This is a genomic window from Sphingomonas sp. LR55 (assembly GCF_036856015.1).
Lineage (GTDB): Bacteria > Pseudomonadota > Alphaproteobacteria > Sphingomonadales > Sphingomonadaceae > Sphingomonas.
This window is the reverse complement of the sequence record NZ_JASPFO010000001.1, coordinates 1,131,114-1,155,256: the sequence shown is the minus strand read 5'-3', so window position 1 is coordinate 1,155,256 and position 24,143 is coordinate 1,131,114. Positions and strand designations below refer to the sequence as shown.

Here is a 24,143-nt window from a genome sequence, read left to right as displayed (position 1 = left end):
TGCGTGTAATCCCTGGCCTCGTATCCCGCTACCTCAGAAGGTCATGCGCGCCGACAGCGTGTACGACCGGTCGTTCTTGAAGAAGCTGCGCGGTGCCTCGAGCCCTGCGCCGTTCAGCAGGAAGTTGGTCTTGGTCGTCTCGTCGAGCAGGTTCGACGCGGTCACGCCCAACTTGAAATGCTCGTTCACCGTCACGAACGCCGAGGCATCGAGCTGTCCGGTCGGCAATGCGTAGACTGGCAGGAACGGGAAGCAGCAATCGCGGTTGGTCAGCAGAAACTTCGAGCGCCAGCTATACGCGACGCGGGCATAGAATGGACCCTTGTCGTAGAAGCCGGCGACGTTGACGGTATGCTTCGACAGGCCCTGGAGCGGGAGGTTGTCGTACAGACCGGCGACGTCCTGCGGTGGACGGCTGCCATCGGCGGCGCCGTTGGCGGGCACCGGGTTGGGGATCTTGCCCGCCTTCACATAGGTGTAGTTCGCCTGCACGCCGAGACCGCTGAGCGCACCGGGCAGGAAGTCGAAGGTCTGCTGGTACGCGATTTCCGCACCCTTGATCCGCGACTTGCCGTCGACGTTGGCGGGGCCGTTGACCTGGACGTCGAACGTCTGGCCGTTGTTGGTCAGCGTGCGCGTGTAGCCGAGATTGTCGACGATGATGTTCGACAGCGTCTTGTGGAACACCGTCGCGGTCAGCGAGCCGACCTTCGAGAAATACCACTCGCTGGTCAGATCGAATTGCAACGCCTCGACCGGCCGCAGATACGGGTTCCGCGACGTCGCCGAGAACTGGTAGTTGCCCGCGGTGTTGCCCGACGACACACCGACGCCGACGAAGTTGCGCAGATCGCCGAAGTTCGGACGCGAGATCGCCTTCGATCCGGCGGCGCGGAACAGCAAGGTCGGCGTGACCTGCAGCTTCACGTTGGCGCTCGGCAGCCAGAAGTTGAACTTTTGCTTGGCGACATCCGGGATCGATCCGGAGTTCGCATAGGCGAGGATCGCCGCCTGCTGGGCTGCGGGCACGGTGCAGATCGCGTTGATCGTCCCCGACGCGGGCGGCTTGTCACGCTGCGACTGACAGAACCCGGCCAGCGTCTGGGGATACGCTCCACCGGTCGGGGTCGCCGGCAGGTTGGACGCATCGAAGATGCTGCTCTGATTCGGGAAGGTGATCGCGCCGTTGGAGCTGTCCTTGGTATTGACGAAGCGCACGCCGACGTTGCCGGTCAGGCTCATGCCGTTGCCGAAATCCTCAACGCCGAAATCGGCGCGGACATAGGCGGACTTGGTCTGCTCGCGGTTACGATAGAGTTCGCTGTTCAGGTACGCGCCATCGTTCAGCGGGCTGCCATCGCCGTTCTTGCGATCTTCGAGCGCGGTATACCCGCCGCCGCCCAGGGTCGTGATCTTGCGCAGCAGATCGGTGAAAGCGTCGTGATCGCGCAAAATGTCTTCGGCGACGAACGTCGCGCTCGGCGGCGTGTTGGTCTGACCACGGAAGAAATTGGTGAAATTGTGCAGGCTCTGCTCGTTCTGACCAAGTGCCGCATAGCTCACCGGCCCCTTTGCCGACCACGTCTCGGACAGATAGCCCCAATTGTTGTAATCCGCCGACCGCACGAGCTGCTTGCGATCCGCATACCGGCCACCGACGCGAACGTTGCGCAGGAACGCGGTGTCGCTGACGTCGAACTGCGCATCGCCGCGGAAGGCCCATTCGTGGCCATCGTTATCCTGGCGACCGTTGAAGGCGTCGCGGAAATAGATCGAGTTGGGGTTGGCGAAATAGCTGGTCGTATCGAAGCCCGGTGTGATCGACGTGATCTGCGGGATGCTGCCGCGCAGGTCGATCGCGGTCTGGCTGAACGTCGCGGTGTCGAGGATGTCGTCGCGAACCTTGACCTTCGAAGTGGCGTATTGCCCGTCGAAATTCAGGTGGAGGCGCTCGATCGGCTCGAACTTGATGTTGAGCGACTGATCCTGCGAGATCGACTTCGAGAAGAAGTGACGGTTGGATTCGGTCGTGAACACGCCGTTCGGCGAAAACTGGCTCAGCACGCCGTACCCGTTCGGGCCGTTGCCCTGCACCGCGCCGGTTCGCTTGCCGAGCGTGCCGCTCGTGAAGACGCCGTTGTCGTCGTAGGTGAAGTCCGAGCCACCGACCGGGAACACCGTGTTGGCATCGCCGTAATAGACGTTGGGCTCGACGGTGTGCTCGAGCCAGTCGTCGGTCGATTCGGCGCGGACGAACTGTGCGGTCACCAGCAGGTTGCCCGACGCGGTCTCATATTGCGCGGCGCCCGAATAGCCGATGCGTGTGCGGTCGAAATCCTGCGAGCGCGAACCGGCGCCCAGCGGTGCGTATACGACGTTGCGACCGGCCGGCAGCGGGAAGGTATCGAACAGCGTCGACTGGAACGGCGTACCTGCGTTCAGCACGCGGCCTTCGCCGGCATCCTGGACGCCGTTGCCGTTCTTGTCGTCGTTATAGCGCGGCAGCATCGACGAGATGAACACCGAGTCCGAACGGCTATAGAGCTTCTGGTAGGTGCCGCTGGCGAGGATGCCGAACCGGCCTGCGCTGCCCAGGTCGAACTGCTTCGAGACGAGCCCGACGAACTGCGGCGCGCCGCGCTTCTCGAGATCGCCGAGGTTCATGCCCGCCGAGAGGAACAGCAGGTCCTTCTTCGAGTCGAACGGCTTGCGCGTGTTGATGTTGACGGTACCGGCGATGCCGCCCTCGACCAGATCGGCGGTCAGATTCTTGAAGACCTCGACCGAGCCGACGATTTCCGCCGGAATGTCGTTGAAGCCGATCTCGCGACCGCCACCTGCTGCGAATGCATCACGGCCGTTGAACTCGCCGCGGACGTAGCTGAGACCGCGGATCACGACACCCGAGCCCTGTGCGGAATAGTGCGCCGAGTCGCTGGGGGCGGCGAAACGGCTGATCGACACGCCGGGAACGCGCTGCAGCGCCTCGTTGACCGACCGATCGGGAAGCGCACCGATGTCTTCCGCGGTGATCGCGTCGACGACGGTGTCCGAATTACGCTTGATGTTCTGTGCGTTGGCCAGGCTCTGGCGAATGCCGGTGACGACGATCTCGCCGCGGTCGGTGTCCGGGGTCGGATTACCGGCGTCCTGCGATGCGCCCGAAGTGCCGGTGGTGTTGCTAGCCGAGCCGGGGGCCGTACCCGCGGTTGCCGAGTCGAGGCTGGCGGAACCCGACGTCGTGCTTGCGACGCCCGAACCGGCCGGCGCCGGCACTGCCTGCGGATCAGCTGCGGCAGGATCGGCGACCTGCGCGAAGGCTGAGGGTGCCATGACGGCAATTGCGATTACCGAAACGCTTGCGCCAATAAGACGCGACGCGCGGGCGATCGCCCGCGATGATGCAACACCAGCCATGATAAACCCCTAAGCATCCTTCAGCGCGATCGCCGCCGCTCTTCGAGCAGACGATCTAATCGCACATCTCCAGATCGACGAACGTCCTTCGCTCGCCTTACCAAGGTGTTAGGCAGCAAAATTACGGATCACAAGACGAATAAGACAATTTGAAAGACAGATGTGTCAGACGTTGCCGAGGTGTGGCCAAAGTGTAACAGGCTCGGAACGGTCCTACTGATAAGAAGCTGTCGGAAGAGACTGTGCAGACAGTGCTGGCGAGAGGATGAAGGCGGGGATGGAGACGGGCGGAACGCGGGTTGTCGTGGTCGGTGGCGGAACGGCGGGATGGATGACGGCCGCAGCGCTGGTCAGGCTGTTGCCGACAGGGTGTAGCGTCCATCTGATCGAGTCGGCAGAGATCGGCATCGTCGGCGTCGGCGAAGCGACGCTGCCCCATATCCGCGCCTTCGTGGAGCGACTGGGTCTCGACGAGGCCGACTTCATGCGGGCTACGCATGCGACCTTCAAACTGGGAATCGACTTCCGCGACTTCGGCGCGATCGGCGACAGTTATATCCACCCGTTCGGCACGTTCGGCCGACCGCTCGACGATGTCGGCTTCCACCATTACTGGCTTCGGCTCGCGGCGGAGGGACGCGCAGGGCCAATCGGCGACTATTCGGTCGCGGTCGCCGCTGCGAAGGCGCACCGCTTCGCGATTCCCGATGGCCCGGCGGACGATCTCGCGGCGAGCTTCGGCTATGCCTATCAGTTCGATGCGACCTTGTTCGGCCCCTATCTCCGCCGCTTCGCCGAAGCGCATGGCGCACGCCGGACCGAAGCGCGGATCATATCGGTCGACCAGGATGCGGTGAGCGGCGACGTCCGTGCGGTCCGCCTCGACAATGGGGAGACGGTCGAGGGCGACCTGTTCGTCGATTGCTCGGGCTTCCGCAGCCTGTTGCTCGGCAATGCGATGGCGGAGCCGTGGGAGGACTGGTCGCGCTGGCTGCCGTGCGACCGCGCGGTCGCGATGCCGTGCACCTCGCCCGAGGGACCGATCGAACCCTATACGAGAGCGACCGCGAAACCGGCCGGGTGGCAGTGGCGGATCCCGCTCCAGCACCGCGTCGGCAACGGCTATGTCTATTCCAGCGCGCATATTGCGGATCAGGCCGCTGCGGATGCGCTGCTCGCGTCGGTCGAGGGCACGCCGCTCGCCGATCCCCGCTTCCTCAAATTTCGCGCCGGTCGTCGCAGCAACAGCTGGGTCGGCAACGTCGTCGCGATCGGCCTCGCCTCGGGCTTCCTCGAGCCGCTCGAATCGACCAGCATCTACCTCGCGCAGATGGCGATCACGCAGCTGATCGAACTGTTTCCGCAGCGCGCCGGATCGGAGGGTATTTCCGCGACCGACCGGACCGAGTTCAACCGGATGGTCGACATGGAATATGACCGCATCCGCGATTTCCTGATCCTGCATTACCACGCCACCACTCGCGACGATTCGGACTTCTGGAACCATGTCCGGACGATGGAGGTCCCCACGACGCTCGCCGACAAGATGGAGCTGTTCCGCCGCGCCGGTCGCGTGACGCAGTATAGCGAGGGGCTGTTCCTCGAACCGAGCTGGATCGCGGTCTATCTCGGGCAGGGGATCATCCCGCAGGCGTGGGACCAGCGTGCCGATCGCCCCGGGCTCGACGGTCTCGACCGCGCGGTCGCCAGCCTGCGCGATCATGTCGCCGCCACTGCTTCGGCGATGCCCGACCATGCCGCGTTCATCGCTCGCCGCAACGCGACGATTGCCGCGTGACCAGCCGCACGCCGATCGCGAGCATCGCCGTGCTCGGTGCGGGGATCGTCGGCTTGTCCGCGGCGATCGCGTTCGCGCGCGCTGCCGGGGCTGGCGGTGACCCTGATCGAGACGCCGGATGACGCTGCCGCGCTGACCGATCGCCTCTCGGGCACGCTGCCGTCGATCACCGCGTTTCACGATCGGATCGGCCTGCGCGAACGCGATCTGCTGGCGGCGGGCGCGACGCACCGGCTCGGCACGCGGCTGTCGGACTGGAGCGGGGACGGGGCGCCCGTCGTGCTGGCGCAGGGCGAGGGCGGCGGGGCGATCGCTCCCGGCGCATTCCACCAGCATTGGCTGAATGCACGCCGTGCCGGGAAGACAGCGGCGTTCGATGCCTTCTCGGTGCCGGCCGTGCTCGCCGCCGCAGAGAAATTCGTCCATCCGTCCGACGATCCGAACTCGCCGATCTCGGGCTTCGGCTATGCGCTACGGCTCGATCCGCCCCGCTACCGCGACCTGTTGCGCGCGCTCGCTCGGCATATTGGCATCGTCCCCGTTCCCGGCGACTTTGCGGGTGTCGAGCGCGGTGAAGACGGCAGGGTCTCCGCGGTGTTGCTGGCAGACGGCCGCCGCTTGGTCGCCGATCTGTATGTCGACTGTTCCGGCCCCGCTGCCCCGTTGCGGTCGGCACTGGATACGCAGTGGGACGATTGGCGGACCTGGCTGCCGGTCGACCGTCTCTTGCTGGGGACGGCGCCTGTGCAGACCCTGACACCGACCGACGATCTGGTTGCGGTGCCGGCCGGCTGGCGGTTCGCAAGCCGGTTGCGCGACCGCACGCTGGTCGGGCTCGCCTACGCGGCGGATCAGACCTCGGATTCCAGCGCGCGGCGGATTCTGCCGGCCGGCGACACCATCGTACCGCTCACGCCGGGCGCCCGCCCCGAGCCATGGAAACACAACGTCCTAGCGTTGGGCGATGCCGCGGTCGTGCTCGATCCGCTCGCCGACGCCAACCTGCACCTCGCCCATGCCGCGATCCTCCACGCGATCGACCTGTTGCCGGGTCGCGACTGCGCGCCGACCGAACTCGCCGAATATAATCAGCGCAGTTACCGCCAGGCCGCTCGGGTTCGCGACTATCAAGCCGCACACTACCTGCCGACTGGCCGCACGCGTGGCCCCTTCTGGAAGAGGGCGTCCCGCCTGCCCCGTCCCGACAGCCTCGCGCACACGCTCGAGCAATTCGCGCATCGCGGTCGCCTGCCGTTCTACGAGGACGAGAGCTTCGACAAGGACGACTGGCACGGGCTGCTGCTCGGGCTTGGCATGATCCCCCACATCGCCGATCCGATCGCCTCGGCCAGCCCGCCCGAAACGATCGCCGCGACGCTGAAACGGCTCGCCGAGGCAACCGCCGCGTTGCCGGCGCGCCTGCCCCCTATCCCCTGTATCTCGCGCAACTGGAGCGTGGACGATGACCGATCCCAACCCTGGCCCCATCCGCAAAGTCGTCATCGTCGGCGGGGGGACCGCCGGCTGGATGGCCGCCGCGGCCGCCGCCCGCTATCTCGACGATGGCCAGCGCCAGGTCGTCCTGATCGAGTCCGACGCGATCGGCACGGTCGGCGTCGGCGAGGCTACGATCCCGCCGATCCTTGGCTTCAACGCGCTGCTCGGGATCGACGAACGCGACTTCCTCCGCGCGACCGGCGCCACCTTCAAGCTCGGCATCGAGTTCGTCGGCTGGGACACCGGTGACGACCGCTACATGCACGCCTTTGGCGGGCATGGCCGCGACATCCAGGGTCTCGCCTTCCACCAGCTCTGGCTGAAACTGCGCGATCGTCCCGGTATCGGCACGCTCGAGGAATATGCGCCCTCCGCGGTCGCCGCCTATCTGCACAAGTTCGGCCAGCCAGGCGGCCAGCCACCGCTCGCCTACGCCTATCATTTCGACGCCGGGCTCTACGCGGCGTTCCTCCGTCGCCGCGCCGAGGCCGGTGGCGTCACCCGGATCGAAGGGCGGATCACCGGCACGGATCGCGATCCGCTGACTGGCCATGTCCGCGCCGTTCGGCTCGAAGGTGGCCAATCGGTCGACGGCGATCTGTTCATCGACTGTTCCGGCTTCCGCAGCCTGTTACTCGGCGAAACGATGGGCGTGGCGTTCGATGACTGGTCGCACTGGCTCCCCTGCGATCGCGCAGTCGCGGTGCCGACCAAACCGAGCACGCCGCTATTGCCCTATACGCGGGCCACCGCGCGCACCGCCGGCTGGCAATGGCGGATCCCGCTCCAGCATCGCACCGGCAATGGCCATGTCTATTCCAGCGCGCACATCTCGGATGACGAGGCGACCGCTACGTTGCTCGCCAACCTCGACTCGAAACCGACCGCCGAGCCGCGCCAGTTGCGGTTCAAGGCGGGGCGTCGGGAAAAGCTGTGGGAGGGCAACGTCGTCGCACTTGGCCTCGCGGGTGGGTTTCTCGAGCCACTCGAATCGACCAGCATCCACCTGATCCAGACCGGTATCTCGAAGCTGTTCGCGCTGTTCCCCGACCGCGGTTTTGCCGATGTCGAACGCGACGAATATAACCGCCTGATGGGTGACGCCTATACCTCGGTCCGCGACTTCATCATCCTGCACTACCACGCCACCCATCGCGATGATTCCGCGTTCTGGCGGCATGTCCGGACGATGCCGATCCCCGATAGCCTGACGCGCAAGCTCACGCTGTTCCGCAAAAACGCCCGCATCTTCCGCTACGACGATGAACTTTTCGGCATTTCGAGCTGGGTGCAGGTGCTGCTCGGCCAGGATGTCGTCCCGGTAGGTTATGACCCGATCGTCGATGCGCTCGACGCCGACCGCGTTGCGGACGCGGTCCGTCAGATCCGCGGGGCGACGTTGCGCACGGCGCAGGCATTGCCCGGCCATGGCGACTTCGTTGCGGCACATGGCCGGTTTGAGGGCGTCCCGCCCATGCGGTCCCCAGTTCGAACCTGACGCCCAAAACATTTCGGCCCCGAGGCGCGCCTAAGCGCCTCGGGGCCGATCAGGTTGTCGGTAACGCAGCAGCTCAGCCGTGCAGCGACCGGCGGAACGTCTCCGGCAGGAACACCAACCCGACCAAGGCCGTCACCGCGCAGGCGACGATCGGATACCAGAGCCCGTAATAGATATCCCCGGTCGCCGCGACCATCGCGAACGCCGCGGTCGGCAAGAACCCGCCGAACCAGCCATTGCCGATATGATAGGGCAGCGACATCGAGGTGTAGCGGATCCGCGTCGGGAACAGCTCGACCAGCAACGCGGCGATCGGCCCGTAAACCATCGTCACGTACAGCACGAGCAGGACGAGGATCGCGACGACCATCGGCTTGTTGATCTGCGCCGGATCAGCCTTTTCGGGGTAACCCACCGCGGTCAGCGCGGTCTTCACCTCGGTCTGGAACGCCTTGATCGCCGCCGCCTTATCAGGCCCAGACACGACCGCCGGGTTGACGACCGGGATGGTCGCGCCGCCGATATGGATCTGCGCGACGGTGCCCGCGGGCGCGATCACATTGGCGTACGAAATGCCGGCCTTCGCCAGATACGCCTTGGCGATGTCGCACGAGCTCTTGTCGAACTTGTTCTTGCCGACCGGGTCGAACTGCACCGAGCATTCGTCGGGATTGGCGACGATGCTCACCGGCGAATTGGCCTGCGCCGCATACAGCGCGGGGTTGGCGGCCTTCGACAGCGCGTGGAACAGCGGCATGTAGGTCAGCGCGGCGAGCGCGCAGCCGGTCAGGATGATGTATTTCCGCCCGATCCTGTCCGACAGCCAGCCGAAGAAGATGAACGCGGGCGTTGCGATCAGCAGCGCGATCGCGATCAGGATGTTGGTGGTCGGCCCATCGACGCGCAGGTTTTTCTCGAGGAAGAACAGCGCGTAGAACTGGCTGGTGTAGAACACGACGCCCTGCCCAACGACCGCACCGAACAGCGCGATCAGCACGACCTTCAAATTGCTCCACTGCCCGAACGCTTCGGTCAGCGGCGCCTTCGAGGTCTTGCCCTCGTCCTTCATCTTCTGGAACACCGGGCTCTCTTCGAGCTGCATGCGGATCCAGAGCGATACCGCGAGCAACGCGATCGAGACGATGAACGGAATACGCCAGCCCCACGCCGCGAACGCCTCTTCGCCAACCAGAGTCCGCACGCCGATGACGATCAACAGCGCCGCGAACAGCCCGAGCGAGGCGGTGGTCTGGATGAAGCTGGTGAACAGCCCGCGCTTCTTGTCAGGCGCATGCTCCGCGACATAGGTCGCAGCCCCGCCATATTCTCCGCCGAGCGCGAGGCCCTGCAACAGGCGCAACACGACCAGCGCGATCGGCGCGGCGACGCCGACCGAGGCGTAGCTTGGCAGCAGGCCGACCAGGAACGTCGACAGGCCCATGATCGCCATCGTCACGAGGAAGGTGTTCTTGCGGCCAACGACATCGCCGATCCGCCCGAACACCAGCGCACCGAACGGCCGCACCGCGAACCCGGCCGCGAACGCCGCCAGCGCGAAGATGAACCCGGTGGTCTCGTTGACGCCGGAGAAGAACTGCGCGGTGATGATCGTCGCGAGCAGGCCGTAGAGGTAGAAATCATACCATTCGAACACCGCCCCCAGCGAGGAAGCGATGATAATCAGCGGCTGGCTCTGCTTCACGTGACCAAGGGGCGATGCGTCCCCGGTTGTAGTCGCCATGGCGGTATCCTCTCAGGTGGTGCGGTGGGGATTCTGCAGCGTTGGGCAGTCAGAACCCGTATTTGAATGCGAATTCGAGGCGATCGAGCGCGCCGGTGTCACCGGAGACGAGTTCGCGCACGGCGTGGCGATATTCCACGCCGATGTCGAAGCCCTTGCCCGGCGACCAGAACAGGTTGCCCGCGCCGCCATAGGACTTGGCGTTCGCCAGCCCCGTGACGATCACGCCTGCAGGATAATTGGCCGACTGGTAGCTGCCCATGAGCGTCGAGTGGATCGCATCGGTCCAGCCGATACGGAACGCCGCGAAGGCCGCGAAATTATCGATCCGCTCGAGCTGGGTCGCGGCGCCGCCGTAGATCGCGTCGGGCACGTATCCCAGTCCCAGATAGCGGCCGATGCCCTGCCCGTAGGTTGCCATGAAGCGCAGGTCGTGACGCTTGCCGATCGGAATCTTGCCGGACCCGGAAACGCCCCAGCCGAAGGCGGTATCGCCGCTGCCCAGCGTATCGGTGCGCAACTCGCGCGCGAGGCCGGCGAGCGCGAAATCGCCGAAATGCGGCTTCCAGTTCACCCGTGCCACCACGTCGGGCAGGCGATCGTCATCCGTGTCGACCAGCGCGGCGTTGGCCGGCAATGCCGTTTCCGTTTCGGGGTTCTCGGCCGCGATCTGCAACGTCAGGCCGGATCGCAACGGGATGGTGTAGCGGACCTGGGCCTGGCGGTTGAACACCGTGCCGTCCAGCGGTCCGACGAAATCCGTCGTCTCCGGCAGCACCGCGATGTTCTGGAAAGTCGACCATTCCTGGCCGACCAACAGGTTGCCATATTCGATGAAGCCGCGGCGGAAGGTGGGCGTGTAGGGATTGGTCGCACGCTGCGCGCCGACCGGCGCCGTCGCGAGCGCGAAATCGAACTCCACCAGCGTCTTGATGTCGGTGCCGTTCATCGGCGTCGACGTGCTGAACTGCAGGCGGGTCTGGCGTGCGGAGAGCAGCAGATCCTGTGTGGAGAACCCGCCGCCGACCGGAATCTGCTGCGGCAGGAAGAACTCCTTGCCCAGCCCGCCGACCGCGGCTTCGCCATCGCTGTAGCGGCTGGCAATGACGTTGAGGCGAACGAAGCCGCCGAGCTTGACCGTCGTGTTGCCGACGCGGAAACCGTCGGTCGGTGCCGAATTTGCCGCGACAGGCTTGGCCTGGGCCACGTTGGTCGCGCCGGACGATCGGCCTGGCGACTCGGATGCCACGCTCATCGACGACGCGGTCATGGGATTGGTGTTCATGGGAGCCGGGTTCATGGCAGTCGGGGCGATCGGCGCCGCAGCGGTCGCGCGCTGCATTCAGCTCGCCGCGCAGATCCCGCACGGCGGCTTCGAGCGCCTTCAATCGCGTCTCGAGCTCGATCTCGCGTGCCGTCTGCGCCTGCGCCATACCCGGTACCAGCGCAGTACCCGCCAGCAACGCCGTCAAGGCCAGCCTCGTCTTGAATGCCATCCGTGTCATCCCCGTCTCCGCGCTCTTCCACTGGTCTTACGCGTGGAATTAGCGTCGTCATCATGGCGCATTGCGTCCGCCCGTCCATCCCTTACTTTGGTGCGGGATGATCGCCCGAACACGACCGCGTACAGCGCGGCAAAAGGAGAGCCAGATGACCGAGGCAAGCTATCCCGTCCCCGCGGAATGGGCGAAGGACGCCCTGATCGATGCCGCCGCCTATGACCGGATGTATGCCGAGGCCGCCACCGATCCCGACGCGTTCTGGGCGAAGGAGGCCAAGCGGCTCGACTGGATCGTCACCCCGACGAAGATCAAGGACACCTCGTTCGACGAGAGCGATTTCCACATCCGCTGGTTCGAGGACGGGCAGCTCAACGTCGCCGCCAACTGCGTCGATCGCCACGCCGACGCGCGTCCCGACGCGACCGCGATCCTGTGGGAGGGCGACGACCCCGCCGACGACCGCAAGATCAGCTATGCCGAACTGCGCGACGAGGTCTCGAAGCTCGGCAATGCGCTGAAGGCCAAGGGCGTCAAGAAGGGCGACCGCGTCACGATCTATCTGCCGATGATCCCCGAGGCGGCGTTCGCGATGCTCGCCTGCGCGCGGATCGGCGCGATCCATTCGGTGGTGTTCGGCGGTTTCTCGCCCGAGAGCCTGTGCAACCGCATTCACGATTGCGACAGCCGCATCGTCATCACCGCCGACGAGGGCCTGCGTGGCGGCAAGACCGTGCCGTTGAAGGCGAACGTCGACGCCGCGCTCGACCACGGCGATCTCGCGGTCGAGACCGTCATCGTCGTCCGTCGCACCGGCGGCAAGGTCACCATGACCGAAGGTCGCGACTGCTGGTACGCGGACTGCGTCAAGGGCCAGTCGACCGACTGCGCCCCCGAGCCGATGAACGCCGAGGACCCGCTGTTCATCCTCTACACCAGCGGCTCGACCGGCCAGCCCAAGGGCGTGCTCCACTCGACCGGCGGCTATCTGGTATGGGCGTCGATGACGCACGAATACGTCTTCAACTACCGCCCCGGCGAGATCTTCTGGTGTGCAGCCGACGTCGGCTGGGTCACCGGCCACACCTACTCGCTCTACGGTGCGCTCGCCAACGGCGCGACGACGGTGATGTTCGAGGGCGTGCCCAACTACCCCGATCACAGCCGCTTCTGGCAGATCGTCGACAAATACCAGGTCAACATCCTCTACACCGCACCGACCGCGCTGCGCTCGCTGATGCGCGAGGGCGACGACTGGGTGACGCGCACCAGCCGCAAGTCGCTCCGGCTGCTCGGCTCGGTCGGCGAACCGATCAATCCCGAGGCATGGAACTGGTATCACAATGTCGTCGGCGACGGCCGTTGCCCGATCGTCGACACCTGGTGGCAGACCGAAACCGGGGGCCACATGATCAGCCCCATGCCCGGCGCAACCGCGCTCAAACCGGGTAGTGCGACCAAGCCCCTGTTCGGCGTGATGCCCGAACTGGTCGATGCGGACGGCAAGGTGCTGGAGGGCGCGGTCGAGGGCAATCTCGTCATCGCCGACAGTTGGCCCGGCCAGATGCGCACTGTGTGGAACGATCACGAGCGCTTCTTCCAGACGTATTTCTCGACCTATCCCGGCAAGTATTTCACCGGCGACGGCTGCCGCCGCGACGAGGACGGCTATTACTGGATCACCGGCCGCGTCGACGACGTCATCAACGTCAGCGGCCACCGGATGGGCACCGCCGAAGTCGAGAGCGCGCTCGTCGCGCATTCGAAGGTCGCCGAAGCCGCGGTCGTCGGCATGCCGCACGACGTGAAGGGCCAGGGCATCTACGCCTACGTCACCTTGAACGCGAACGCCGAGCCGAGCGAGGAGCTGCGCAAAGAGCTGGTGCAGTGGGTCCGCCGCGAGATCGGGCCGATCGCGACGCCCGACATCCTCCAATTCGCGCCCGCTTTGCCCAAGACGCGGTCGGGCAAGATCATGCGCCGTATCCTGCGGAAGATCGCGGAGAACCAGCTCGACCAGCTCGGCGACACCTCGACGCTCGCCGATCCCGCGGTGGTCGACGCGCTGATCGCCGGCCGCGAGGAGGCTATCCCCGTACCGGCATGACGCGCACGATCCTCATCGCCGACGATCACCCGCTGTTCCGCCAGGCGCTCAAACTGGCGGTCAGCCGCGCCGCGCCCGACGCAGTGGTGATCGAGGCGGGGCAACTCTGCGAGGCGGTCGACGCGGCGCGCGACGCCAAGCGGCTCGACCTGATCCTGCTGGATCTGCGCATGCCGGGCTCGGAAGGGTTCGCGGGGGTCGCGCTGCTTCACGCCGAGCGTCCGGACACACCGATCATGGTGATTTCCTCGGCCGACGAAGCCGAAGCGGCGCCCCGTGCGCGGGCGTATGGCGCAATCGGCTTCGTCTCAAAAATCGCCGACCTCGCGACGCTGGAAAACGCCGTAGCCCGAGCCCTAGCCGGCGAACGCAATGCGCCAGCCGAAGGCGCCCCTGTCGACGACATGGCCACGCGCGTCGCCAGCCTCACCCCAACCGAACTCAAAGTCCTGCTCGGCGTGCTGGCCGGTCGCCTGAACAAGCAAGTCGCCTTCGACCTCGGCATCTCCGAAGGCACGGTGAAAGGCCACATGACCGCCATCCTCCGCAAACTCGGCGTCCAAAACCGCACGCAAGCCGTCCTCGCGGCTCGGGCAATGGACATCCACTTCGCCGATTAGCCGCGCACAGACTGCCCCTCCCACAACGTCATCCTGACGAAAGTCAGGACCCAGGATACCACCCACCCCGATCGTGGCTCTGGATCCTGACGTTCGTCAGGATGACGAAGTGTGCCCGTGCCCCCAATCCTCCCCCGCCAGGGGGAGGTGGCGCCGGAGGAGACGGAGGGGGAGGCCCTCGCAACAGCGGTTCCTCCTTTCCTCCCCCTCCGTCAGGCAAGCGCCTGCCACCTCCCCCTTGCGGGGGAGGATCAACTTCCCCGCGCTGCCGCCGCCGAAGCCTCCTCGATAAACCGCCACAGATCCGCCGGCACCACCGGTTTGGTCAGCACGACGAGCCCCGCACACCGCACATCCTCCGCCACCGCACGATCCGCCGTCACCAGCGCAATCGCCGGCGCCGGCACCATCGCCCGCAACCGCGCAACCACATCCAGCCCATCCTCTACCTCGTCCAAGTGAAAGTCGACCAGCGCCACATCCGGCTCCTCGTCCGCCGCCAGTTCCATCGCCTCGGCGGTCGTCGCGGCCAGCAACGGCACGCACCGCCGGGCGCGCAACGCCGCATCGAGCGCCGCCAGGATCGTCGCGTCGTTGTCGAGACACAGCACCCGCAACCCCGGCACCAGCGCGCGGCTCGCCGGAGGCGTTGGCAACAAAACGTCCAACCCGGCCGGCGCCAGCGGCACGCGCACCGCAAACGTCGTCCCCCGCCCCAATTCCGACCGCAACTCCACCGTCACCCCGAGCAACCGCGCGATCCGCCGGACGATCGCCAGCCCCAGCCCAACGCCGCCGCCCGCACTCCCCTTGCTTTCGAGCCGCTCGAACTCCTCGAAGATCCGCTCGCGGTCCCCGGCAGCAATCCCCGGCCCGGCATCACGCACCTCGATCAGCACGTCGTCACCCCGCCGCCGCGCCCCGATCCAGATCCGCCCATCCGCCGAATAGCGCACCGCATTCGACAGGAAATTCTGCAGGATCGACCGCAGCAACGACCGATCCGTCGCCACGCTGAACGCCCCCGGATGCGACGCCAGCACCAGCCCCCGCTCGCCTGCCAACGGCCCAAACTGCACCGCCAGTTCCTCGATCAACACCCCCAGCGCGAACCGCTCGACCTTCGGCACGACGCCCCCCGCATCGAGCCGCGACACGTCAAGCAACGCCCGCAGCAACGTGTCCGCCGATCCGATCGCACCATCGATCGCGCGGACCAGTTCACCCTGATGCGGCGCCTTCCCCTCGTCGAGCGCCGCACAGAACAGCCGCGCCGCATGCAACGGCTGCAACAGATCATGGCTCGCCGCCGCCAGAAACCGCGTCTTGTCGCGCGTCGCGGTCTCCGCCACCGCCCGCGCCTCGTCGAGCATGTGGTTCGACCGCGCGAGATCCTGCGTCCGCGCGACGACCCGCGCCTCGAGATCGGCCTGCGCCTCCTTCTCCGCGGTAATGTCGGTGAAGCTCTGGACGTAGCCCCCGCCCGGCATCGGCCGTCCGACCATCTTGATCCACCGCCCCGATGGCCGTTGCCGCTCGAAACTATGCGGCGTGCCGCGCGCGAGATGCGCCACCCGCCGACCGACATGCGCCGCGATATCGCCGACCCCCTCACGCTCGGCATTGTACCGGATCAGGTCGGCGATCGAGCGCCCGACCACGACATAGCCCTCGGGATAGTCGAACATCTCGACATAGCGCGGATTCCACGCGACCAGCCGCAGGTCCGCATCGATAACGCTCACCCCCGGGTCGATCGTCTCCAGCGTCGCGGACAGCAACGTGCGCGAGAACCGCAGCGAGCGCCCGCGCTGGTCGAGCAGGCGGACCACGTCGCTGACGTCGATCGCCGACCCGGCGATGCTCGACGCGACGATCTTCCGCGCCGACGGTGCGCCGATCACGCCCGCGATCAACCGCTCGGCGGTGCGCGCCGCAGGGCCGTCGATCGGCGCGCGCAGATCGGGTGACGCCACACCGATCGCCTCCGCCTCGCCGTCGCCGACGAACCGCGCGACCAGCATCCGCAATTCGCCGAGCGTCGTGACATGGTCGAGCGCCGCGTTCCCCCGATGCCGCTCGCGCAAGTGCAGACCGGCGATCAGCGCGACGTTGACGGCAAGACTCCACACCGTGCCATTGACCAAAGGCGAGCCGAGCCGCCAGCCGAGCAACGCATCGGGATCGAGCCAACCGCGCGTGAAGTGTGCCAGCATCGGGCCAATGCTCTCGCCGATCGACGGCAGCAACAGGCAGTAGATCCAGACGATCACGCCCCCGATCAGTCCGGCCCGCGCCGCGTTGTGATTGGCGAAGTTCCACCCCACCGTCGCGATCAGCGCAGGCGCGAACTGCGCGACGCCAGCGAACGCGATCAGCCCGATCGAGGCCAGCGGCAGGTCCGCACCCAGACTGCGCCCATACACCAGCGCGACCGCGACGATCGCGGCGATGATCACCCGCCGCACGCGCAGCATCCGCCGGCCTAGCTCGCCCTCCCCCGCCTCGCCGTGCCGCCGGAGCAGCAGCGGCGCAAGCAGATCGTTGGTCGCCATCGTCGACAACGCGATCGTCTCGACCACCACCATCGCCGTCGCGGCCGAGAACCCGCCAAGAAATGCGATCAGCGCGACCAGATGCTCACCCTGCTGCAACGGCACCGCGAGCACGTACAGATCGGGCTCGGCATCGCCCGGCAACAGCGTCATCCCCGCCAGCGCGAGCGGCAGCACGAGCAGCGAGATGACCACCATATACGCTATGAACGGGCCGCGCGCCCGGGCGACGGCGTCGGGCCCGCGCGCCTCGATGACGCCGACATAGAATTGCCGCGGCAGGCACAGGATCGCAAGCGCCGACAGCAGCGTCCGCACCCAGAAATCGGACGTCAGCGCGCCCCAGGTGAAGCCCGACTGCAGCCGCGCTAGTGACGGTGCCAGTGTCTCAGCCGGTACGTCGACGAGCAGCATCACGGTCACCACTCCGAGGACGACGAAGCACAGCAGCTTGATCAGCGACTCCGCCGCGATGGCCGCGACCACGCCAGGGTTGCGCCCGGCGACCTCGTACCGGCGCGCGCCGAACACGATCGCGAAGACCGCGAGCAGCAACGCGACCAGCAAGCCGACCTCCGCCGAGCTGCCGACGCCGGCGATCGCGCCGAAGCTCAGCGTCACCGACCGCAACTGGAGCGCGATATACGGCACCGACGCGAGCAACGCCGTCCCCGCGACGATCGCCGCGGTCCCCCGACTGCGGCCATAGCGCGCGGAGATGAAGTCGGAGATCGAACTCGACCCCTCCTCGCGGGCCAGCCGCACCAGCCGCGCGAGAAACTTCGGCGCGAGCAGGAACACCAGCGCCGGCCCGAGATAGATGGCGAGGTAGTCCCACCCCCGCGTCGCCGCAGTCCCGACCCCGCCGAAGAACGTCCAGCTGCTGCAATAGACTGCCAGCGACAACGGATACGCGATCCGCCCTAGCCGCTGCGACAGCCCGCGCCGATCGACCACCCACGCAATCCCGAACAGCAGCGCGCCATAGCCGAGAATGGCGAGAATGATCATCGGTCGGGTGATGGATGCGCTCCAGTCTGGCGCCGAAGCGCGGTGTCACGACAGACATAGCGCCGATCCGCGCGGTCGGCGACAGCCACCCGGCGTAAACCGAGTGGTTGTCGCTCGCCTCGATCCTCCCGCCAGGAGGAGGATACGCAGGTGAGAAGCTAGAGCAGCTTGTCGAGCGTGATCGGCAGGTCGCGAACGCGTTTGCCGCAGGCATTGTAGACCGCATTGGCGACCGCCGCGGCGACGCCGGTGATGCCGATCTCGCCGATCCCATGCGCGCCCATCGGCGTGTGCGGGTCGGCGATGTCGGTCCAGATCACGTCGATCTCGGGCACGTCGAGATGCACCGGCACGTGATATTCGGCGAGGCTCGGGTTCATGATCCGGCCGTTGCGCTCGTCGAACTGCGTCTCCTCCATCAGCGCCATGCCGAGGCCCATGATGATCCCGCCGCGGAACTGGCTGCGCGCCGTCTTGGGGTTGAGGATACGCCCGGTGTCGAACGAGCCGAGGAAGCGGCTGACGCGCGTCTCGCCGGTGACGCTGTTGACGCGCACCTCGCAGAACATCGCGCCGTAGGAATGCATCGACCAATGCATCAGTTCGAGCGGTTGCGACGCCTCTTCGGTCACGCTCACGCTGTCGCGCTGCGCCCGTGCGAGGATCGAGGCATAGCTTTCGCGCCGCGCCGGATCGTCGAGCTTGGCAAGACCCGCGTCATCGCTGCCGACCTCGTCGACCGACAGCCCGGCAAGCGGGGAGTCGTTCCCGGCAAGCTTGAGCAGCTCACTTACCAGCGCATTGTGCGCGGCGATCACCGCCGCACCGATCGCCGCGGTCTGCTGCGATCCGCCGGCGAGGATCGCACCGGGAATGACCGAGTCGCCATAGCGCACGTCGACCGCCTCCATCGGCAGGCCAAGCCGCTCGGCCGCGACCATCGTCGTGGTCGTCGCGGTGCCCATCCCCATCTCCTGTGCGGACACTTCGACGATCGCGGTCGCGGCCCCCGTCCCCGGTGCCGACAGCGTGATCCGCGCCGCAGCGCCCGGCATCCGGTAATAGGGATAGGTGGCGGTCGCACAGCCCATCCCGATCAGCCACTCGCCGTCGCGGCGCAGGCCCGGCTCGGGCGACCGCTGGTCCCAACCAAACTTCTCCGCGCCCGCACGCCACGCTTCGACCAGATGCCGCGACGAGAAGGGCAGCCCCGAAAGCGGATCGGTGTCCGGTTCGTTGCGGATGCGGAGGTCGATCGGATCGATACCGAGTTCTACCGCAAGTTCGTCGATGCCGGATTCGAGCGCGAAGGTGCCGACCGACTCGCCGGGCGCGCGCATGAACGTGTTGGCAAGCATGTTGAGCCGGACGACCTCGACCGACAGTTTCACGCTGTCCGCCGCATAACCCGATTTCGAGCCGACGATGAACGGCTCGGGCATGTCGTTGTGCGGCGTCGTCGCGGTCGTGCCCGCGTGGATCATTGCCTGGAAATGGCCATCGTCCGCCGCGCCGATCGCGACGCGCTGTTCGGTCAGCGTGCGGCCACCGACGATCCGGTAGACACCCTCGCGACTGAGCGCGATCCGCACCGGCCGCTGCACGAGCTTGGCCGCAGCCGCGCCGAGGATCTGGTGATCCCACAAGCACTTTCCGCCAAAGCCGCCACCGACATAGGGCGACAGGACATGGACCTGGTCGGCGGCAAGATCGAACACGTCGGCGATCGTCGCGGCCTCCGCGGTGACCAGCTGGCTCGCATCGTGGATCGTCAGTCGATCACCATCCCAGACCACCGTCGACGCGTGCGGTTCGATCGCATTGTGGTTGTGGCGCGGCGTCCGATAGACGTTATCGACCGCATGCGGTGCCGCCTTCAGCATCGCCTCGGCGTCACCGACCTCTGCCTGCAACGCCTGTCCCATGAACGCACCGGGCTCCGCCCCCGCGGTCTTGGCCTCGTCGAACGAGGTCAGCGCCGGCTCCGCGTCATAATCAGCGACGATCAGCGACGCGGCATGATCCGCCTGCTCCTGCGTCTCGGCGAGCACGACCGCGATCGGCTGGCCGTTCCAGTGGATCCGGTCGTCCTGCATGATCGGCAGGTCGGCGGGGCCGGCAGCGGTCGGCGACGAGCCGAACACCGCAGGCCGGTTCATCCGTGGCGCGTTGCGATGCGTCATCACCAGCACGACGCCGGTCGCGGCCTCGGCAGCTTCCGTATCCAGCCGCGCAATCCGCCCGCGTGGGATCGTCGCATAGGCCAGCGCGGCATAGACCATCCCCGGCAGCGGCACCTCGGCAGCAAAGCGCGCCGCACCCTGCACCTTGGCCGCGCCATCGAGACGCGACACCGGCGTACCGATCAGCCCGTGCTGGCGGCGGATCAACGGATCGGGAACGCCCCCTGGAATCCAGCTGTCGGGTGCCAGCGGCACGAGTTTCTCCATCGCGCCCTGCACCACGGCTTGCGTTGCGCCCTTGACGCTGTCGACGATGCTCATGCGCTTGCTCCTGCGAGATCGCCGAGCACGGCGACCAGCGTCCGCTTGACGAGTTCGATCTTGAAGCCGTTGTCGCGCAAGGGATGCGCGTCGGCCAGTTCGGCCAGCGCCGCCTCGCGGAACAGCGCCTCGCTCGGTACCGCACCGCGGAGGATCGCTTCCGCCTTCAGCGCGCGCCACGGCTTGTGCGCGACGCCGCCCAGCGCGATCCGCACGTTGCCTACCCGGCCATCGTCGATCCGCAACGCAGCGGCCACCGAAACCAGCGCGAACGCATAGCTCGCCCGGTCGCGAACTTTGCGGTAGGTCGAGTTGGTCGCCAACGGCATCGGCGGCACTGTGATCGCGGTGATCAGTTCGCCAGGTGCGAGCACCGTGTCGCGGTCGGGATGGTCACCAGGCAGCCGGTGAAGCTCGGCGAACGGCAGCGTGCGCGCCCCTGCGACGCCATCGATGTGCACGGTCGCATCGAGCGCGGTGAGCGCGACGCACATGTCCGACGGATGCGTCGCAACGCAGGCGGGCGAGGCGCCGAGGATCGCGTGGATCCGATTGAACCCGCCCGCCGCATCGCACCCCGATCCAGGCTCGCGCTTGTTGCAGTTCGAGCCGTCGGTATCGTAGAAATAGGTGCACCGCGTGCGTTGCAGCAAATTGCCGCCGACCGTCGCCATGTTGCGGATCTGCGGTGACGCCCCCGCCAGGATCGCGCGCCAGCACGGGATAGCGTTCGCGTACCACCGGATGCTCGGCGAGTGCGGTGTTACGGACCGCGGCGCCGATCGACAGCCCGCCGTCCTCGGTTTCGGCGATCTCGGCGGACAGGCCTGTGACGTCGATCACGCGATCGGGCCGGGCGATCGTCTCACGCATCAGGTCGACCAGATTGGTGCCGCCACCGAGATAGGCGGTTACCGGATCGGCCCCGAGCCGCACCGCATCGGCGACATCCTCGGCGCGTGCGTAGGTGAACGGCGTCATGCCGCGACCTCCGCCGCGCGCATTTGCTCAGCCTCGACAGTCTCCGCGATAGCGTCGATGATTCCGTTATGCGCACCACAGCGACAAAGATTGCCGCTCATGCGCTCCCGGAGTTCTTCGCGGGTCAGCGTGACGAAGGCGGACAGATCGGCGGTGACGTTACTCGGCAAGCCCCGCTTGGCCTCGTTCGCCATACCGATCGCCGAACAAATCTGCCCGGGCGTGCAATAGCCGCATTGGAACCCGTCATGATCGATGAACGCCTGCTGCAATGGATGCAGCGCGCTCTCGGTCGAGAGCCCTTCGATCGTGGTGATGCTCCGGCCGGTATATTGCACCGCCAGCGCCAGGCAGGACAGGATCCGTTCGCCATCGACAAGGACGGTGCAGGCGCCGCATGCGCCCTGGTTGCAGCCCTTTTTGGTGCCCGTCAGATGGAGATGTTCGCGGAGGAAATCGAGCAAAGAAACGCGCGGATCGACTGGCGGTTCGGCCGCCGCCCCGTTGATGATCATCGACATCGCGATCTCCTGAATTTCGGTATTTTATCGTTCTTGCCGGTTTATCCGAAGCAGGGTTCCGCCACCATAGCGGCATGGTCGTAACTGCCGAAAAGATCGATTAAAAAACCGGAGGCGCATCGTCTGCACCCCCGGTCTTTGTTCACTAGTCTAATTCTGCCGCTGGCGATCAGGCAAGCATGCGCACCTTGGGTTCGCGATCCCAGTAGCGCTTCGTGCCCGCCGTCGCGATCTTGCCGAGATCAACGACACCGGCATCCGGCTCGACGCCAGCCTTGTCGAGCAGCGGCTTCGACGCGGCGTTGGCTGCAACCGCCTTCAGATGCCCGAATGCGTCCATGACCCACTGAACCGCGGCGCCTTCCTTGAGCAGCGTCTTGCATCCGTCCTCGGAGAGCACCACCGCGACCGCGTCGAAGATCTGCGACGGGCTGCCAGCAAGCTGGCCGTGCGCCTTCTTCTTGCTGCCATCGGCCAGCTTAGCGCCACCGACCTTCGGCGCGACCAGCACAGCCTTGCCGCCTGCTCCCTCGACCGCGCTGACGACCGCATCGATCTCGGCGCCATCGGAGCCATCCGCGATCAAGATGCCGACCTGACGACCCTCGAGCGTCTCCTTCATCGACTTCTGGATCGACAGGGCGTCGCTTGGCTTCATGTCGACCGGCTCGCGGAAGGCAGGGTTAGCTGCCGGCAGGTCGATCCCGAGACCTTCGGCAATGCGCGATGCCAGTTCTTCGTCCACGTTCCGCAGGTTGGCGACGGTGCGCTCCTGAACGTGCGCGAGGCCGACCTTCGACAGTTCGAACGTAAAGGCCGACGCGACGTGCGCCTTCTCGTTGTCCGTCGCCGACACCCAGAACAGCCGCGCCTGGCTGTAATGATCACCGAACAGTTCGGCGCGCATCCGCAGCTTCTCGCCCTGCTCGTCCGCCCCGGTCGGGTTGGTGGTCGTCACGAACCCGTTCGGCGATTCGCGTGGCCCACCGTCTTCGCCCACGACCGACAGGCTGTTCGGCTCGTAGTTCGCACGCCCCTTCGGCACCTTGGTCTGCATCATCCCGTCGCGCTGGAAATTCTGCGCGTCGTTGCGTGGTGCATTGACCGGAATCTGGTGGAAGTTGGTCGTTCCGAGACGCGATTTTTGCGTATCGAGATAGCTGAACAACCGTCCCTGGAGCAGCGGATCGTTCGAGAAATCGATTCCCGGCACGATGTTGGTCGGCAGGAACGCAGCCTGCTCGGTTTCCGCGAAGAAATTGTCGACGTTCCGGTCGAGCACCATCCGGCCGATGATCCGGACGGGGACGTCCTCCTCGGGGATCAGCTTCGTCGAATCGAGCACGTCATAGGGCTGCGCCTCGGCGAATGCCTTGTCGAACACCTGGATGCCCAGCTCCCACTCGGGGAAGTCGCCGGTATCGATCGCTTCCCACAGGTCGCGACGATGATAGTCGTTGTCGGCGGCCTGAAGCTTGAGCGTCTCGTCCCAGATCGTCGACTGGAGACCGAGCTTGGGCTTCCAGTGGAACTTCACGAAGCTCGACTTGCCCTCTTCGTTGACCAGCTGGAAGGTGTGGACGCCGAAGCCTTCCATCATCCGCAACGAGCGCGGCAGCGTGCGATCGGACATCGCCCACATCTGCATATGCGTCGATTCCGGGGTCAGCGACGCCCAGTCCCAGAACGTGTCATGCGCCGAGCCGGCCTGCGGATAGGCGCGGTCGGCCTCCATCTTCACCGAATGGATCAGGTCGGGGAATTTGATCGCGTCCTGGATAAAGAACACCGGGATGTTGTTGCCGACGAGATCCCAATTGCCCTCGGTCGTGTAGAACTTGACCGCGAAGCCACGCACGTCGCGCGGCGTGTCGACCGAACCGGCGCCACCGGCGACCGTCGAGAAACGCGTGAACAGCTCGGTCTTGGTGCCCTTCTTGAACACCGCCGCCTTGGTCAGGTCGGAGATGTCGTCGGTCGCCTCGAAATAACCGTGCGCACCCGAGCCTCGCGCGTGGACGATCCGCTCGGGGATCCGCTCGTGATCGAAGTGGAAGATCTTCTCGCGCAGCACGAAATCCTCGAGAAGCGTGGGACCACGCGCGCCGGACTTCAGGCTGTTCTGGTTGTCGGAAACGGGCACGCCGTGGTTGGTCGTGAGCACGGGCACGTCGCCGCCGGCGCGCTGATGGGTTTCGCCACCATTGCCGGGATTGCGCTCTGCGGGGTCGCTCATTGCAAATCCTTGGTTATCAGTCGGAGTTATGGGCGGTTAACGAACGCTGCGCTGGCCTGGGTCCACGCACGCGAAAGAATTCCTGACCTATTGCCCGCGCCGATTGGCTCACCGATCGCCCCCGGCCGCGTGGACAGGATGTCACAGTGACAGCAATG

The 24,143-nt window shown here is 66.2% G+C and carries 12 protein-coding genes and 2 pseudogenes; 6 read left to right on the top strand and 8 right to left on the bottom strand.

All coding sequences use genetic code 11. The features are described 5' to 3' along the window. Positions 1-33: 33 nt before the first annotated feature. Positions 34-3,333 (bottom strand): TonB-dependent receptor, encoded by a 3,300-nt coding sequence (locus QP181_RS05460; protein WP_333927901.1) that lies wholly within the window; start codon positions 3,331-3,333, stop codon positions 34-36. Positions 3,334-3,682: 349 nt separating this feature from the next. Between QP181_RS05460 and QP181_RS05455 the strand changes: the two genes are divergently transcribed. The 4 genes and pseudogenes from QP181_RS05455 (at position 3,683) to QP181_RS05440 (ending at position 8,210) form a co-directional block, all read left to right on the top strand. Next, positions 3,683-5,215, top strand: a complete 1,533-nt coding sequence (locus tag QP181_RS05455) for a tryptophan halogenase family protein (protein WP_333927900.1) — start codon at positions 3,683-3,685, stop codon at positions 5,213-5,215. Beyond that, complete coding sequence (locus tag QP181_RS05450) at positions 5,212-5,337, top strand: hypothetical protein (protein WP_333927899.1); 126 nt, start codon at positions 5,212-5,214, stop codon at positions 5,335-5,337. Before QP181_RS05455 ends, QP181_RS05450 begins: the two co-directional genes overlap by 4 nt. Beyond that, positions 5,312-6,511 (top strand): annotated as a pseudogene (locus tag QP181_RS05445) (tryptophan 7-halogenase); the annotation flags it as partial. The gene QP181_RS05450 and the pseudogene QP181_RS05445, both read left to right, overlap by 26 nt. 232 nt (positions 6,512-6,743) lie before the next feature. Beyond that, positions 6,744-8,210: a tryptophan halogenase family protein gene (locus QP181_RS05440; protein WP_333927898.1), complete on the top strand. Its 1,467-nt coding sequence runs from the start codon at positions 6,744-6,746 to the stop codon at positions 8,208-8,210. Between the two features lie 73 nt (positions 8,211-8,283). On the opposite strand, the gene QP181_RS05435 is transcribed toward QP181_RS05440, so the two are convergent. Together QP181_RS05435 and QP181_RS05430 are read right to left on the bottom strand one after the other, a co-directional pair. Continuing rightward, positions 8,284-9,951: an MFS transporter gene (locus QP181_RS05435; protein WP_333927897.1), complete on the bottom strand. Its 1,668-nt coding sequence runs from the start codon at positions 9,949-9,951 to the stop codon at positions 8,284-8,286. A gap of 49 nt (positions 9,952-10,000) precedes the next feature. Beyond that, positions 10,001-11,293: a DcaP family trimeric outer membrane transporter gene (locus QP181_RS05430; protein ID WP_333927896.1), complete on the bottom strand. Its 1,293-nt coding sequence runs from the start codon at positions 11,291-11,293 to the stop codon at positions 10,001-10,003. Positions 11,294-11,601: 308 nt separating this feature from the next. Here QP181_RS05430 and acs point away from each other — a divergent pair, with 308 nt between their 5' ends. Then, the gene (gene acs, locus QP181_RS05425) at positions 11,602-13,557 is read left to right on the top strand and encodes an acetate--CoA ligase (RefSeq protein ID WP_333927895.1); all 1,956 of its coding nucleotides are present in this window, start codon (positions 11,602-11,604) and stop codon (positions 13,555-13,557) included. After that, positions 13,554-14,177: a response regulator gene (locus QP181_RS05420; RefSeq protein ID WP_333927894.1), complete on the top strand. Its 624-nt coding sequence runs from the start codon at positions 13,554-13,556 to the stop codon at positions 14,175-14,177. The genes acs and QP181_RS05420 overlap by 4 nt, the downstream gene beginning before the upstream one ends. 251 nt (positions 14,178-14,428) lie before the next feature. Here the strand turns inward: QP181_RS05420 and QP181_RS05415 are convergent, their stop codons facing one another. From QP181_RS05415 to QP181_RS05395, 5 genes and pseudogenes are all read right to left on the bottom strand, one after another. Beyond that, positions 14,429-17,743, bottom strand: coding sequence for a hybrid sensor histidine kinase/response regulator (locus QP181_RS05415; RefSeq protein WP_333927893.1), 3,315 nt, complete (start codon positions 17,741-17,743; stop codon positions 14,429-14,431). A gap of 158 nt (positions 17,744-17,901) precedes the next feature. Further along, on the bottom strand, positions 17,902-20,247 hold the full coding sequence (locus tag QP181_RS05410; RefSeq protein WP_333927892.1) for a xanthine dehydrogenase family protein molybdopterin-binding subunit: 2,346 nt from the start codon (positions 20,245-20,247) through the stop codon (positions 17,902-17,904). Continuing rightward, positions 20,244-21,228 (bottom strand): annotated as a pseudogene (locus tag QP181_RS05405) (FAD binding domain-containing protein). The gene QP181_RS05410 and the pseudogene QP181_RS05405 overlap by 4 nt, the downstream one beginning before the upstream one ends. Further along, positions 21,225-21,749, bottom strand: coding sequence for a 2Fe-2S iron-sulfur cluster-binding protein (locus tag QP181_RS05400; RefSeq protein ID WP_333927891.1), 525 nt, complete (start codon positions 21,747-21,749; stop codon positions 21,225-21,227). Before QP181_RS05400 ends, QP181_RS05405 begins: the two are co-directional and overlap by 4 nt. A gap of 169 nt (positions 21,750-21,918) precedes the next feature. Further along, the gene (locus tag QP181_RS05395; protein WP_333927890.1) at positions 21,919-23,985 is read right to left on the bottom strand and encodes a catalase; all 2,067 of its coding nucleotides are present in this window, start codon (positions 23,983-23,985) and stop codon (positions 21,919-21,921) included. Positions 23,986-24,143 lie beyond the last annotated feature (158 nt).

Excerpts from the sequence above, each read along its gene's own strand:
- QP181_RS05460 (WP_333927901.1), bottom strand. The coding sequence starts at position 3,333 with ATGGCACCCTCAGCCTTCGCGCAGGTCGCCGATCCTGCCGCAGCTGAT.
- QP181_RS05455 (WP_333927900.1), top strand. The coding sequence starts at position 3,683 with ATGAAGGCGGGGATGGAGACGGGCGGAACGCGGGTTGTCGTGGTCGGT.
- QP181_RS05440 (WP_333927898.1), top strand. The coding sequence starts at position 6,744 with ATGGCCGCCGCGGCCGCCGCCCGCTATCTCGACGATGGCCAGCGCCAG.
- QP181_RS05435 (WP_333927897.1), bottom strand. The coding sequence starts at position 9,951 with ATGGCGACTACAACCGGGGACGCATCGCCCCTTGGTCACGTGAAGCAG.
- QP181_RS05430 (WP_333927896.1), bottom strand. The coding sequence starts at position 11,293 with ATGCAGCGCGCGACCGCTGCGGCGCCGATCGCCCCGACTGCCATGAAC.
- acs (WP_333927895.1), top strand. The coding sequence starts at position 11,602 with ATGACCGAGGCAAGCTATCCCGTCCCCGCGGAATGGGCGAAGGACGCC.
- QP181_RS05420 (WP_333927894.1), top strand. The coding sequence starts at position 13,554 with ATGACGCGCACGATCCTCATCGCCGACGATCACCCGCTGTTCCGCCAG.
- QP181_RS05415 (WP_333927893.1), bottom strand. The coding sequence starts at position 17,743 with ATGATCATTCTCGCCATTCTCGGCTATGGCGCGCTGCTGTTCGGGATT.
- QP181_RS05410 (WP_333927892.1), bottom strand. The coding sequence starts at position 20,247 with ATGAGCATCGTCGACAGCGTCAAGGGCGCAACGCAAGCCGTGGTGCAG.
- QP181_RS05400 (WP_333927891.1), bottom strand. The coding sequence starts at position 21,749 with ATGTCGATGATCATCAACGGGGCGGCGGCCGAACCGCCAGTCGATCCG.
- QP181_RS05395 (WP_333927890.1), bottom strand. The coding sequence starts at position 23,985 with ATGAGCGACCCCGCAGAGCGCAATCCCGGCAATGGTGGCGAAACCCAT.